This is a genomic window from Phaeacidiphilus oryzae TH49 (genome assembly GCF_000744815.1).
GTDB lineage: Bacteria > Actinomycetota > Actinomycetes > Streptomycetales > Streptomycetaceae > Phaeacidiphilus > Phaeacidiphilus oryzae.
Map to the genome: position 1 here is coordinate 155631 of NZ_JQMQ01000005.1, position 12621 is coordinate 168251.

At 76.9% G+C, this 12621-nt stretch carries 12 protein-coding genes; 6 read left to right on the forward strand and 6 right to left on the reverse strand.

Features of this window, described 5'->3' with window-relative positions:
* Nucleotides 1-246: 246 nt before the first annotated feature.
* On the forward strand, nucleotides 247-2502 hold the full coding sequence (locus BS73_RS05005) for a glycosyltransferase family 39 protein (protein WP_051939462.1): 2256 nt from the start codon (nucleotides 247-249) through the stop codon (nucleotides 2500-2502).
* Between the two features lie 51 nt (nucleotides 2503-2553).
* On the opposite strand, the gene BS73_RS40630 is transcribed toward BS73_RS05005, so the two are convergent.
* From BS73_RS40630 to BS73_RS05030, 5 genes are all read right to left on the reverse strand, one after another.
* A complete protein-coding gene (locus BS73_RS40630) occupies nucleotides 2554-2805 on the reverse strand; it encodes a hypothetical protein (RefSeq protein WP_037570050.1) in 252 nt (83 codons plus the stop codon).
* Between the two features lie 52 nt (nucleotides 2806-2857).
* Nucleotides 2858-3496 (reverse strand): hypothetical protein, encoded by a 639-nt coding sequence (locus BS73_RS05015; RefSeq protein WP_037570051.1) that lies wholly within the window; start codon nucleotides 3494-3496, stop codon nucleotides 2858-2860.
* A gap of 553 nt (nucleotides 3497-4049) precedes the next feature.
* Nucleotides 4050-4391: a hypothetical protein gene (locus tag BS73_RS05020; protein WP_037570053.1), complete on the reverse strand. Its 342-nt coding sequence runs from the start codon at nucleotides 4389-4391 to the stop codon at nucleotides 4050-4052.
* Between the two features lie 127 nt (nucleotides 4392-4518).
* On the reverse strand, nucleotides 4519-4971 hold the full coding sequence (locus tag BS73_RS05025) for a GNAT family N-acetyltransferase (RefSeq protein WP_037570054.1): 453 nt from the start codon (nucleotides 4969-4971) through the stop codon (nucleotides 4519-4521).
* Nucleotides 4968-5639, reverse strand: a complete 672-nt coding sequence (locus BS73_RS05030) for a TetR/AcrR family transcriptional regulator (RefSeq protein ID WP_037570055.1) — start codon at nucleotides 5637-5639, stop codon at nucleotides 4968-4970. The genes BS73_RS05025 and BS73_RS05030 overlap by 4 nt, the downstream gene beginning before the upstream one ends.
* Nucleotides 5640-5814: 175 nt before the next feature.
* On the opposite strand from BS73_RS05030, the gene BS73_RS05035 reads away from it, so the two are divergent.
* Entirely contained in the window at nucleotides 5815-6456 is a 642-nt protein-coding gene (locus tag BS73_RS05035; protein WP_037570058.1) for an NAD(P)-dependent oxidoreductase, read from the forward strand.
* Nucleotides 6457-6583: 127 nt separating this feature from the next.
* Nucleotides 6584-7894, forward strand: coding sequence for a type ISP restriction/modification enzyme (locus BS73_RS05040; protein WP_051939464.1), 1311 nt, complete (start codon nucleotides 6584-6586; stop codon nucleotides 7892-7894).
* An 87-nt stretch (nucleotides 7895-7981) separates the two neighbouring features.
* Here the strand turns inward: BS73_RS05040 and BS73_RS05045 are convergent, their stop codons facing one another.
* The gene (locus tag BS73_RS05045; RefSeq protein ID WP_063836916.1) at nucleotides 7982-9007 is read right to left on the reverse strand and encodes a DMT family transporter; all 1026 of its coding nucleotides are present in this window, start codon (nucleotides 9005-9007) and stop codon (nucleotides 7982-7984) included.
* Nucleotides 9008-9053: 46 nt separating this feature from the next.
* Between BS73_RS05045 and pdxR the strand changes: the two genes are divergently transcribed.
* The 3 genes from pdxR (at nucleotide 9054) to BS73_RS05060 (ending at nucleotide 12613) form a co-directional block, all read left to right on the forward strand.
* The gene (gene pdxR / locus BS73_RS05050) at nucleotides 9054-10679 is read left to right on the forward strand and encodes a MocR-like pyridoxine biosynthesis transcription factor PdxR (RefSeq protein WP_063836917.1); all 1626 of its coding nucleotides are present in this window, start codon (nucleotides 9054-9056) and stop codon (nucleotides 10677-10679) included.
* 79 nt (nucleotides 10680-10758) lie between these two features.
* Nucleotides 10759-11910, forward strand: coding sequence for an ROK family transcriptional regulator (locus tag BS73_RS05055; RefSeq protein WP_037570060.1), 1152 nt, complete (start codon nucleotides 10759-10761; stop codon nucleotides 11908-11910).
* 112 nt (nucleotides 11911-12022) lie between these two features.
* Complete coding sequence (locus BS73_RS05060; RefSeq protein ID WP_037570062.1) at nucleotides 12023-12613, forward strand: TetR/AcrR family transcriptional regulator; 591 nt, start codon at nucleotides 12023-12025, stop codon at nucleotides 12611-12613.
* Nucleotides 12614-12621 lie beyond the last annotated feature (8 nt).

The following is a 12621-nucleotide window of genomic DNA, read 5'->3' on the forward strand; positions in this document are numbered from 1 at the left end:
AACAGCGGACCTCGGCCGACCCGGTAACCCGGCACCGGGCCGCTCACCGGGGGTCGCTCACCGGGGGTGACGCACAGCCTGCTGACAGCCTCTCCGCCGTGCCCTGACAGGTACCGCGCCTAGCTTGTGGGGGCAGAACCACCCCCGACCCCAGGAGACCCCCGCATGGCCACCTCACTCTCGGAGCCGCTCCCCCCGAGCGCCGCGAGTCATCGCCTGGCGGACGCCGGCGGTCCAGGACAGCCCGTGCACGGATGGCGCCGGCTCCTCTTCGGCCCCGGTACGCAGCCGCGCTGGGCGCGCCCGGCGCTCTGGGCGCTGCTGCTGGTCACCGCCGTTCTCTACCTGTACGGACTCGGGGCCTCCGGGAACGCCAACTCCTTCTACGCGGCGGCGGTCTGGGCCGGCACCAAGAGCTGGAAGGCGCTGTTCTTCGGGGCCCTCGACCCCGGCAACGCGATCACGGTGGACAAGCCCCCGGCGTCGCTGTGGGTGATGGCGCTCTCGGGCCGGATCTTCGGCTTCGGCAGCTGGAGCATGCTGGTGCCGCAGGCGCTCGAGGGCGTCCTCTCGGTCGGGCTGCTGTACTCGGCGGTACGCCGCTGGTTCGGCCCGGCGGCCGGGCTGCTCGGCGGCTTCGCGCTGGCCTTCACCCCGGTCGCGGCGCTGATGTTCCGGTTCGACAACCCGGACGCGATGCTGGTGCTGCTGATGGTGCTGGCCTGCTGGGCGATGGTCCGGGCGCTCGACGCGGACACCGCGGGACGGGTTCGCTGGGTGGTGCTGGCCGGTATCGCCGTGGGCTTCGCCTTCCTGGCGAAGATGATGCAGGGCTACGTCATCATCCCGGCCCTGGCGCTGACCTATCTGTGGGCGGCGCCGGTCTCGCTGGGCAAGCGGTTCCTCCACCTCCTCTGGGGCGCGCTGGCGATCGTCGTCTCCACCGGCTGGTTCGTGCTGGCCGTCGCGCTCTGGCCGGCCTCGGCCCGGCCGTTCATCGGCGGCTCCACCAACAACAGCGAGTGGGAGCTGGCCCTCGGCTACAACGGCCTCGGCCGGGTCTTCGGCGGCGACGGCAACCCGGGCGGGACCGGCGGGGGCCCAGGCGGCGGGGCCGGCGGGGGCGGGATGTTCGGCGGCGCCACCGGCATCACCCGGATGTTCGGCTCCACCTTCGGCGGCGAGATCTCCTGGCTGCTGCCGACCGCGCTGATCGCGCTGATCGCCCTGCTGGTTTTCACCTGGCGGGCCCCGCGTACGGACCGGACCCGGGCGGCGGCGCTGCTCTGGGGCGGCTGGCTGGTCGTCAACGGGGTGCTGTTCAGCTTCATGAGCGGGATCATCCACCCGTACTACACGGTGGCGCTGGCCCCGCCGATCGCGGCGCTGGTCGGCATCGGCGCGGCCGCGATGTGGCGGCGGCGCGCCGTGCCGTGGGCGCGGATGGTGCTGGCGCTGATGACGGCGGCGGCCGGGATCTGGGCCTTCTTCCTCCTCGGCCGGGACGCGAGCTGGCTGCCGTGGCTGCGCTGGGCGCTGCTGGTACCGGCCTTGGCCGGCGCCATGGCGCTGGTCGTGGCGGCGCAGGCGCGGCGGGCGGTCGCGGTGACCGCAGCCGTGGTCTCGCTGGTCGGCGGTCTCGGCGGGTCCACCGCCTGGGCGGTGGCCACCGCCTCCCAGCCGCACACCGGCTCCATTCCGACCTCCGGGCCGAGCGGCGCGAGCGGTGGGAGGGGCGGCTTCGGCGGCGGGATGCCGGGCGGCGGCCGGACCGGGGCCTCCTCGGAGATGCGCGCATACTTCGAGAAGATGTTCGGCGACCGCGGCGCCGCCGGCTCGGGCCCGGCCCGCGCGGCCGGCGGCGGGACGGGCGGCCCGGACGGCGGCACCGCCGACTCCGCTCTGGTCAAGCTGCTGCAGAAGACGAACACCCGCTGGGCGGCGGCCGTCACCGGCTCGCAGCAGGCGGCCGCGCTTGAGCTCAGCGGCCACAAGTCCGTGATGGCGATGGGCGGCTTCAGCGGCAGCGACGACTCGCCGACCCTGGCCCAGTTCAAGGCGTACGTCGCCAAGGGCGAGATCCACTACCTGATCGCCGGCGGCGGGATGGGCGGCATGGGCGGCATGAGCGGCGACGGCAGGGGGGCGTCCGGCTCGACGGGCTCCTCGGGCTCGGCCGGCAGCGGAATGCCGGGCATCCCCGGCGGCTCGGGCTCCGGCTCGGCCCCGGGCTCGGGCTCGGGCGGCGGCTCCACCGGCCGGATGCCGGGCGGCATGGGAGGGATGCCCGGAACGACCGAGGGCGGCGCCCCCGGTGGCACCGGCGAGATGCCCTCGGGCGGCTCCCCCCGCGGAGAGCGCGCGGGCGGCGGCTTCGGCGGCGGATTCGGCGGCGGGACCGGTAACGAGATCAGCCAGATCGAGTCCTGGGCCAAGGCCCACTACAAGACGATCACCGTGGGCGGTGAGACGGTCTACGACCTGACCCAGCCCAAGAGCTGACCCCGCGTCCCCCAGAGGCCGGCCCGCGCCCACCCTGCGCGGGCCGGCCTCTCACGCGCTCAACTCCCGTTCGCCGCGCGGAGACGCGGGATGACAGGCCGCCCCCACCGCCGGATACTGGGCGAAGAAGCGCTGGCCGCGCAGCCCGACGGCGCTGCGGGCGGCCCTGGCCCGGTCGTTCACGGCACGCAGCACGGCCGCCTCCTCCGGCCCGGCGAAGCCCAGCACCAGTGCGCCGACGCCGAGTTGGGCCGGCCGGGGCAGCACCGGGTGAGGGGCGATGTCGAGAACCGGCGCGCTCACGTGGGCGTACGCGTACCAGCGAAGGGCGTGGTGCTCGACCGCCCAGGTCCGGTCAGAACCAGAGCACCGCGCGGCCCACCGCGAAGGAGACGTCCCTGGTCGGCGTGGACAGCGCGGCGTCCGCCTGGTGCCCGTCCGCGTAGGCGGAGACGGTGACGGTGACGAACCGGCCGACCGTCTCGACCTTGCCGTCGTACGTGCTCTCCGCGGCCTGCGGGGTCATCGCCGGCAGCCCGCCGCCCGGCTGGACGAAGGCGACGTCGGAGTACTGGATCCGGGCCGCGGCCTTCCGCGCGGCCGCCCGGCTGGGGTAGCCGAGCACCGTCACCGAGGTGTAGACGGCGTCCCCGGCGGAGACGTAGTCGCCGCGCACATACCCCTGGCAGGCCGAGCCCGGCGCCGCCGCCGGGCCGATGCCGGCCGCCCGCACCTGGTCGCAGGCGGTGCCGTCCTGCGCGGTGCTGCGGGTGCCCTTGTAGCCGCTGGCGGTGATCGCGGTGTCGGTGAGGATCTCGTCGGCCTTGATCACCGACGCCGCGTCACCGGCCGTCGGCACCGGAGCCGCGCTCGCGCTCGGGTCACCGGACGGGGTGGCGGTGTCCTGGGAGGCGGTGCCGATCTGCGCGGTGGCGTGGTGGCCCCCGGTCAGGGCCAGCTCGCTCCAGGTGCCGGCGACGCCGACGGCCAGCACCAGCGCGGCCAGTCCGGCGATCCGCGGCCCTTTGCCGTGCGCCGAGCCGAACCGCTGCCCCGCGGCGGCCCCGGCGGCCCGGCCGCCGGCATCCAGGTCGGCGGCACCGGCCCCGGCCGCCGCCTCGGGCTCACGCTCGGGCTCGGCGGCACCGGCGCGTACTCGCGGTCGCGGTGCTCGGTGCTCGGGAATGGCGGGTCACCCCTTGTCCTGATCTGGAGTCGGCACGGCCCCGTGGGCGTAACGGGAGTGTATTCCGCCCCGCTGTGCGCACCGCCGCCGGGACCGCACGTGTGACCGTATCCCGACCTGCCCGTCACAGCGATCGCCGTTCCGGAACGTGGAGTTGGGCGCCGGCCGCCATCCGACTCGTCACCCTTCGTCGGGTTTCCTCCCACCCGGCGGCGGGGCCGGGTGAAGAGCGTGGACGAGGTGCACGGAGCCGGTACGGATCCGGTCGACGCGTCCCGAACCCGCGCGCGGGCGGCGCTCGGCCCGCTCCTCGGGCCCTCTCCGGCCCGAGGTCAGCCGTCCTGACCTCGCCGGCCCGAGGTCAGCCGCCGGCCAGGCCGCGCAGCCGGTGCAGCGCCTGGGCGGCGGGGGCCAGCGCCGCGTCGGCCCGCTCCGGAAGCCCGCCGGGCGCCGGATCCTCCCCGTCGATCAGCGGCAGCAGCACCTCGGCGGCGTCCCGCAGCGGCGCCACCGCCTCCTCCGGCAGCCGGGCGCGGGCCCCCTCGCGGAGGAGTTCCAGCAGCTCGGCGGCGCAGGCCCGGGCCTCGGGCAGCCGTTCGTCCGCGCGCACCGGGTCGTCGTCCGCCAGCGACTCGAGCGCCGCGCAGGCGGCGGCCACCCGGGCGGTCAATCCGGCGAGCTGGGCGGCCCGTATGCCGTGCATGGGTGCGTTCCCCCTCGGGGCGTCCGGCGGTGCCCGGCCGGTCCCCGGCGCCGGCGCCCTGGTGCGTCGTGCGATCCTCGATCGGCCCGACACTACGCCCGGGGTACGACAATCCGCCGTCGCTCCGTCAGTTCTCCTGCGCAGTCCGGCCGGTGAGCGGCTTGGTCCAGCGCGTCCACTGCGGTTCCGGGGCGTAGCCGGCGGCCCGCCAGGCGCTGCGGCCCAGCTCGTTCCGGTCCAGCACCATGGCGTCGCCCCGGCGCCCGCCCAGCGCGCGGAACCGCTCCTCGGCGGCGTCCAGCAGCGCCCGGGCGATCCCCCGGCGGCGCAACCCGGGGTCGACGGCCAGCCGGTAGAGGTGCGAGCGCCAGCCGTCCCAGCCCGCGATGACCGTGCCCACCAGCCCTCCCTCCCCCGGGAGTTCGGCGACCAGCAGGGCCTCCGGATCGCGCTCCAGGAGCCGGGCGACGCCGGCCCGGTCGTCACTGATGCTGGTGCCCTCGGCGGCCCGCCGCCAGAAGTCCAGCACCGCGTCGATCTCGTCCGGGCGGGCCCGGCGGATGGTGGGGCGATCACTCATGCCGAGGATCCTGTCAGGCCGTCGAGCAGCGTCCGAACGATTTTCCGGGCGTACTCCGCGTCCCCCGCCTCGCCCAGACCGCCGAGGTCCGCCGGGGCCTCGGGCTCCGCGGGATCGGTGAGGAAGCTGCTCAGGAACGCCCGCTGATAGGCGGAGCCGATCAGCAGCGCGGCTGCCGCCTCCGGGTCGGCGGACGGGTCGATCCGCCCGAGCCGCTGCTCGGTCCGCAGGTATCCGGCGAGCCACTCGGCGGGCTTCTGCGGGCCGTCGCCGCTGCCGCGCAGCTGGTCGCGGTGGGCGGCGAGCAGCTTGGGCTGGGCGTAGAGCGAGGCGGCCATCGGCACGCTCCGCCGGTAGAAGCGCAGCGCCGTGCGCACCGTCTCGACCAGGTGCTCCTCGACGGTGGCCGTCCCGGCCCGCTCGGGCAGCGCTCTGAGCAGCCCGGCAAGCCGGGGCAGGCGCTCGGTGAGCACATGGACGAAGATGTCGGTCTTGTCCCGGAAGTACTTGTAGAGCGCCGCCTCCGAGCAGCCGGCCTCGCGGGCGATCTCCTTGGTGGTGGCGCGGACCAGCCCGTCCCGCTCCATCACCCGCGCCGCCGCGTCGACGATCCGCTCCCTGGTACGGGCGCCGGCTCCGCCACGCGCCGCGGACTGCTCGGGCGTCATCCGCCGCCGCCTCCGATCGGTTCCTCCAGACCCCTCGTCCCGCCGGGACCCCCGCGCTGACCGGCGCGGCTTGACGAGGAGTGAGTACTTACCCACCCTAGTGGAAGGACGGGGTGAGTGAGTACTCACCCACTCCACGCGACCCGTCCCGCATCCCACGAGGGAGACCACCACCATGCGCATCACCGTGCTCGGCGCCACCGGGGGAATCGGCGGCGCTTTCGTCCAGCAGGCCCTCGACCAGGGCCACGAGGTGACCGCCGTGGTCCGCGACCCGGCCCGGCTCACCACCCGCCACCCCCGGCTGTCGGTCCGCCGGGGCGACGTCACCGACCCCGGCTCGCTCAAGGAGGCGGTCGCCGGCGCGGACGCGGTCGTCTCCGCCCTCGGCCCGCGCGGCCTCCGCGGCGACATGACCGTCAACTCCCGCGGCGCCCACGCGGCACTCACCGCCATGCGGGCGGCCGGGGTCGAGCGGATCGCCGTGGTGAGCGCCGGAGCGGTGCAGCCCGCGGGTCCGGGCGAGGGCCCGGCCACCCGCTACCTCGTCCGGCCGCTGCTGTGGGCGCTGCTCGGCCGGCACTACCGCGATCTGCGGGCGATGGAACGGGAGTTGCGGGAGAGCGGCACCGACTGGACCGTCGTCCGCCCGCCGAGGCTCACCAACGGCCCGCACACCGGCCGCTACCGCACCGCGGTCGACGGCGCCGCCCTGCCGCGCGCCCGCACCCTCTCCCGGGCCGACGTGGCCGACGCCCTGCTGCACGCCCTCGGCGACGCCGCGACCCGGCGGCGCGCGATCGCCGTCGGCTACTGACCCTTGCCGATCCGGTGATCGCCCCCGCGCGGCCGCCCACCGTCCGCCCCGGTCGCTACCATGCCGGAGACGGCGGATGCCGGGACGGACGGCAGCGGACGCGCAAGGCGAAGGGGAGGCAGGGCCGGTGGCGGCGATTCACGGGGCCGACCGGACGACCTCGGCGGGCGCCCCCGCCCGCGGGCTGCCCGGCGCGGACGCCCAACGGCCCCCGTCCCTCGGCGAGTTGATGCCCTGGGCGGCGCCGCTCCCGCGCACCGGCCGGGAGTGGGTGCTGGCCCCCGACCCCTCCGTGCTGCGTCGCCGCTGGGAGCGGCTGACCGCCGCCGGCCCCGAGGAGCGCCGGCAGCTCTTCGCGCCCACCCGGGCTCGTACCGCCGACTCGGCCGCGGCCCAGCTCCCCGGCCGGGACTCGCCGACCGGCCCGGTCGCCCGCGAGCCCGGCCCCTGCCCCGCGCCGGTACGGGTACGCCGTGGCGGCTTCGACCGCCCCTGGCTGCTGGCCGACCAGCGGCTGCTGGACACCCCCCGGCCGGAGCTGTGGCGGGTCGCCGACGGGGAGCACCAGATGTTTCTGACCGTCAGCGCCCAGGGCCCGTCCGGCGTCGCCCTCTCCTGGTCGGCGGAGCTCCCGGTGGCCGCGGAGCCGCAGGGGCGCGGGACGGCCCTGGTACGCCCGCTGTTCCGGCGCCCGGAAGGGCGGGAGCCCAACCTCGCCCCGGGACTGACCGAGCTGATCGCCGCCCGGCTGACGGAGTCCGGCGGCGGTTCGGTCCCGCCGGTCACGGCACTGGACGTGGCCGCCTGGACGGCGGCGCTGACGCTGGGCGCCGCGCCCCAGGAGGGCGGAGCGGGCGGCGAGGCCGCCGACGATCCGCCCGTCCCGCTCACCGCGGACCCCGCGCTGTGGCAGCGCGGGCTCGCCCTCGGCCGGCGACTCCTCTGGCTGCACACCTTCGGCGCCCGCTGCGCGGATCCGCAGGAGGACCGGCCGCCCGGCCCGCCCCGCCTCCCGGGCGGCCGCCGCCCGTATGTCCGCCAGGCCGTACGCGGGATGCCGGACACCCTCACCTTCGACCCCGAGGCCGGGGCGCTGCTGCTCGGGCCGGAGGGCCGGATCTCCCCCGTCCCGGCGGCCGCCTGGGAGCCGCGCACCGGCGACGGGGAACGAGTCCTGGAGTCCTGGTTCGCCGCCCGCGGCGGCGCCGCGGCCGGCTCCGGGCCCCGCCGCCGCCCGGCCTCCCCCGGCAGCGCCCCCCGCGACCCGCGCGCGCCTCGCGCACCTCCCCCGGCCAGCCCGAGCTCCTGGCGGTCTCCCCCACCGGGCGGGGCGCCGAGCCGCCTGCCCCGCCTCCGGCCGACCCGGCCCCGCCTGGGCTGGCCGCCCTCGTCCCGTCCCGCCCGGGCACCTGGCCCCGGGAGTGGACCAGCGAGCTGACCGAGCTGGTCTCGGTGCTGGTGCTGCTCGCCGAGCTCGCCCCCGAGGCCCGCGACCTCGCCGTACGGGTCGCCGCGGCACCGCAGATCACCGCTGCCGAACTGACCGCCGCCGGCGTCCTCCCGGCACCGGAGCGCAGCCGCCGCCCGGCCTCGGTGCTGGGGACCCGCGAGGAGGGGCCGGAGGGCCAGTACGCCCTGCTCTGAGCCGCCGCCCGGCGGTACTCCGCCCGGCGGTCCGCCGCCCGCTCCCCCGCCCCGCCAGCACGCCGGCGGTCACCCCGGCCGCCACCAGTCCACTCCCGGCCAGCTGCCCCGGCCCCAGCGCCCCCGTCCCGGCCATCGGCGCGAACAGCGCCGCCGCCACCGGGATCACCCCCGAGAACAGTGCCGCCCGCTCCGGCCCCAACCGCCCCACCGCGTAGTACCAGCAGCAGAAGCCCACCACCGTCACCACCAGCAGCCAGGCCAGCGCCGCCGCCTGGCGTCCGCTCGGCGGCGGCAGCACCCCTCCCCAGCCGTCCGCGACCACCCCCGCCGCCAGGGCCTCGACCCCGGCCAACGCGCAGGCCCCGGCCGACAGCGCCACCGGGCCCAGCGGCCCCCGCGGCGCCACCAGCGGCACGGCGACCAGGCCGAAGGCCGCCTCCCCGGCGAGCGCGAGCAGCGAGTAGCCGAGCCCCGCCGCGTCCGTCCGCCCGAAGCCCTGCACCACCGCGGCCCCGGCCACCACCAGCACGGCCGCCCCGGCCGGCCGCTCCGACGGCCGCCGCCGGTCCAGCAGCGGAGCGGCGATCGCCACCACCAGCGGGGCACAGCCCACCAGCACCCCGGGCACGGCCGGTTCTGCCGTCCGCTCGGCGCACAGCACGGCGACGCTGAAGCCGACCATGCCGCTGCCCGCGAGCACCGCCAGCCGCCCCCACTGACGCGGCGTCAGCGAGCCGAGGGCGCTTAGCCCGCGCCGCCCGGCGAGCGCGGCCAGCAGCAGCGCGGAGAGGAGATAGCGCGCCCCCTGCCCGCCGAGGAAGGGGTAGTGCGTCAGGACGCTCCCGGCCACGAAGGAGGTGCCGACCAGAGTCGCGGCCAGCGCGGCCGCCAGTACGGGTTTCACCCGTTCAGGCTGGACGCGCGGGCGGTCCCGGTTAAGGTCCAATCCCATGGCGCTCTCCCGGACCAATCGGGCCGCCGGCAGCGGCGGCGGCCCGCCCTGGGAGCTGCTCTACTCCGCCGCGGCCGCGCCCCCGCGCCGGCGCACCCGGGCGCTCGCCGACGCGCTGCGCGGCGCCGTCCGCGAGGGGCTCCTCGCCCCCGGCACCCGACTGCCCTCCAGCCGGGATCTGGCCGGTGACCTGGGAGTCTCCCGGGGACTTGTCACCGAGGTCTACCAACGCCTGCTCGCCGAGGGCTGCCTGATCAGCCGTCAGGGCGCGGGCACCTGGGTGGCGGCACTGCCCCGGCCGCCTGCCACCGCGCCCGCGGTCGCGACCGGAGCCGCCGGCCCCGCCGAGGCCGCGGCCCCCGCCGCCGGCGCCGAGGCCGCGTCCACCGACTTCCGCCCCGGCCTCCCCGACCTCTCCCTCTTCCCGCGCGCCGCCTGGGCCGCCGCCCAGCGCGACGCCCTGGCCGCGCTCCCGCACGCGGTGCTGGACTACCCGGACCCGCGCGGCCTGCCCGCCCTGCGCACCGCCCTCGCCGAGCTCCTCGCCCGCCGGCGGAACGTCGCGGTCGGCCCGGACAGCGTCGTGGTGGTCTTCGGCGTGGCCCAGGCGCTCACCCTGATCGGCAGGGTGCTGCGGGCCCGCGGCCATCGGACGGTCGCCGTCGAGGAGCCGGGCAGCCCGCAGGAGAACGCGCTGCTCCGCCAGTCCGGCCTGGACATCGCCGCACTGCCGGTGGACGCCGAGGGACCGGACGTCGCCGCCCTGCGCCGCTCCGGCGCCCGCGCCGCCGTGGTCACCCCGGCCCACCAGTTCCCCACCGGCGTCGCCTGCGCCCCCGGCCGCCGGGCCGAACTCCTGAGCTGGGCGCGGTCGGTGGACGGCCTGCTGATCGAGGACGACTACGACGGGGACTTCCGCTACGACCGCGCGCCGGTCGGGGCCCTGCAGGGCCTGGCGCCCGAACTCGTCGCCTACACCGGCTCGGTGAGCAAGTCGCTGGCCCCCGGCCTGCGGCTGGGCTGGCTGGTGCCGCCGCCCGGTCTGCTGGCCGAGGTGGTGGAGGCCAAGCGGGTGGCGGACCTCGGAAACCCGGTCCCGGAGCAGGCCGCCCTCGCCGAGTTCGTCCGCAGCGGCCGCTACGACCGGCAGCTGCGCCGCTGCGGCCGCACCTACCGGGAGCGCCGGGACGCCCTGATCTCCGCTCTGGAGGCCGGCTTCCCCGGCGTGCGGATCACCGGGATCGCCGCCGGCCTCCATCTGATCGCCGAACTGCCCGCGCCCGTCCCACCGGCCGTCGCGGCCCGGGCCGGCGTACGGCTGCATCCGCTCGCCGAGTACCGCCGGCTCCCCGAGCCCGAACGCCGGCCCGGCGGGCCCGGTCCGGCCGCCCTCGACCGCCGCTACGTCTTCGGGTATCCCCATCTCACCCCGCGCGAGATCACCGCGGCCGTCGCCCGCCTGGCAGCCGAGGCCACGGCCGAGGCCGGAGCCGAGGCCGCAACCGAGCGGGCGTTGTCCGCGCGCCACGTTCACCCCGCCGACCCCGGCCGCACGATCTCCGTTTCATACCGATCCCCCCGCCCGTCCCCGCCGACCTCCCGCGCTCCCGACCGCCCCGGCTAGCATCACCGCACGTGCGCGGGGAGCGGGCGGCGACGCGAAAAGCGCTGGCAGCGCGGACGCGGGCAAGGAGGCAACGGCGTTGACACGGCTCACCGGAGGCGACACCTCGCTCCTGCGGCGGATCAACTCCGCGGTGACCCTGGAGGCCATGCGCGGGGGCACGCCCACCACGCTGACCCAACTGGTCGGCGACACCGGCCTGTCCCGTCCCACCGTCGAAGGGGTGATCGAGGACCTGGTGGCCGGCGGCCTGGTCGCCGAGGTGGACCAGGAGGCCTGCACCCCCCGCGGCCGCGGCCAGCGCGGCCGCCCCGCCCGCCACTTCCGGTTCCGCGCCGAGGCCGGGCACACCCTCGGCATCGAGATCGGCACCCACGGCTGCCGTGCCCTCCTCGCCGACCTCACCGGCCGCACCCTGGACTCCTACGAGCGCCCGATACCGGACGCCACCCCCGCCGAGGAGCGGCTGACCCTGGTCCGCGGCACGGTCGCCGAACTCCTCCGCCGGAGCGGGGTCGCCCGGGACAGCCTGTGGGCGGTCGGCGTCGGCACCCCGGGGGTGGTGGACGCCGAGGGCGTCGTCCAGCTCGGCACGGCACTCCCCGGCTGGACCGGGCTGGACCTGGCCGGCCGGCTGCGCCGCTCGTTCCGCTGCCCGGTCTTCGTCGAGAACGACGCCAACCTGGCCGCGATCGGCGAGCACTGGCAGGGCGCCGCCCGCGGGATGGGCGACGTGGTCTTCGTCCTCGCCGGGCTGAGCCCAGGCGCCGGCTCGCTGATCGACGGGCGGCTGCACCGGGGCTTCGGCGGGGCGGCCGGGGAGATCGGCGCCCTCCACCTCCTCGGCCAGGAGGACGCTCCCGAACAGCTGCTCGCCCCCGGCGACGAGCCGCTCACCCCCCTGGACGAGGACGCCGTCTCCCGGCTGCTGCTGGACGCCAGGGCCGGCGACTCGACCGCCCTCGCCCTCCGCGGGCGGTTCCTCAACCGCCTGGTGCGGGACGTGGCCGCGCTGGTGGTGGCGATCGACCCGCGGATCGTGGTGGTCGGCGGCTGGGCGGCCGGACTGGACGGCGTTCTGGAGCCCCTGCGCGACCGGCTCAGCCGGGCCTGCCTCCGTCCGCCGGAGGTCACCCTGACCGAGCTGGGCGCGGAGGCGATCGCCACCGGCGCCCTCCGGCTCGCCGTCGACCACGTCGAGCAGCGACTCTTCCAGGTCGAGCAACCCTAAATATCAACTTTAGGGTCAGACTTCAGCGCAGAACCCCTCCCCTAGCCGCGGAATCATCCGCCTCTACTTTCGATACGCTACAGTAGCGTATCGAAAGGAAGGATCGCCGCCGATGAGCACACCACCCGGCACGACCGGCCGACCCAGGGACGCCGGCCGCGACCTCGCCATCCTGGACGCGACCCTGCGGCTGCTCACCGAGGTGGGCTACGACCAGCTCTCCATGGAGGGGGTGGCCGCCCGCGCCGGGGTCGCCAAGACCACCGTCTACCGCCGCTACCGCGACAAGGCCGCCCTGGTGGCCGCCGCCGTGGACCGCAGAGCGGGCGGCACCCCGCCGGAGACCGACGCGGGAGACCTCCGTACGCAGCTGCTGGTCCAGGTGCGGTGGCTGGCGCGGCAGATCGCCGAGCAGGAGATCGGCCTCCTCGGCGCGCTCTTCGCCGGCATGCGCGGCGATCCGGCGCTGGCCGCCGAGATGCGGCGGATCCGCCGACGGGACGAGGCGGCGATGACCGACCAGCCGCTGCGGCGGGCGGCCGAACACGGCGAGCGGCTGGCCCCGGCGGCCGCCGAGCTGTTCGCCGAGGTCGCCCCGGCCGTCATCGTCCACCGGATCGTCTTCACCGACCTGAGCTGCGACGAGCCCTTCGTCGAGCACCTGGTCGACGACATCCTCCTGCCGCTGCTGCGCGGCCGCTGACGCCCCCC

Excerpts from the sequence above, each read along its gene's own strand:
- BS73_RS05020 (WP_037570053.1), bottom strand. The coding sequence starts at position 4,391 with ATGCACGGCATACGGGCCGCCCAGCTCGCCGGATTGACCGCCCGGGTG.
- BS73_RS05025 (WP_037570054.1), bottom strand. The coding sequence starts at position 4,971 with ATGAGTGATCGCCCCACCATCCGCCGGGCCCGCCCGGACGAGATCGAC.
- BS73_RS05030 (WP_037570055.1), bottom strand. The coding sequence starts at position 5,639 with ATGACGCCCGAGCAGTCCGCGGCGCGTGGCGGAGCCGGCGCCCGTACC.
- BS73_RS05035 (WP_037570058.1), top strand. The coding sequence starts at position 5,815 with ATGCGCATCACCGTGCTCGGCGCCACCGGGGGAATCGGCGGCGCTTTC.
- pdxR (WP_063836917.1), top strand. The coding sequence starts at position 9,054 with ATGGCGCTCTCCCGGACCAATCGGGCCGCCGGCAGCGGCGGCGGCCCG.
- BS73_RS05060 (WP_037570062.1), top strand. The coding sequence starts at position 12,023 with ATGAGCACACCACCCGGCACGACCGGCCGACCCAGGGACGCCGGCCGC.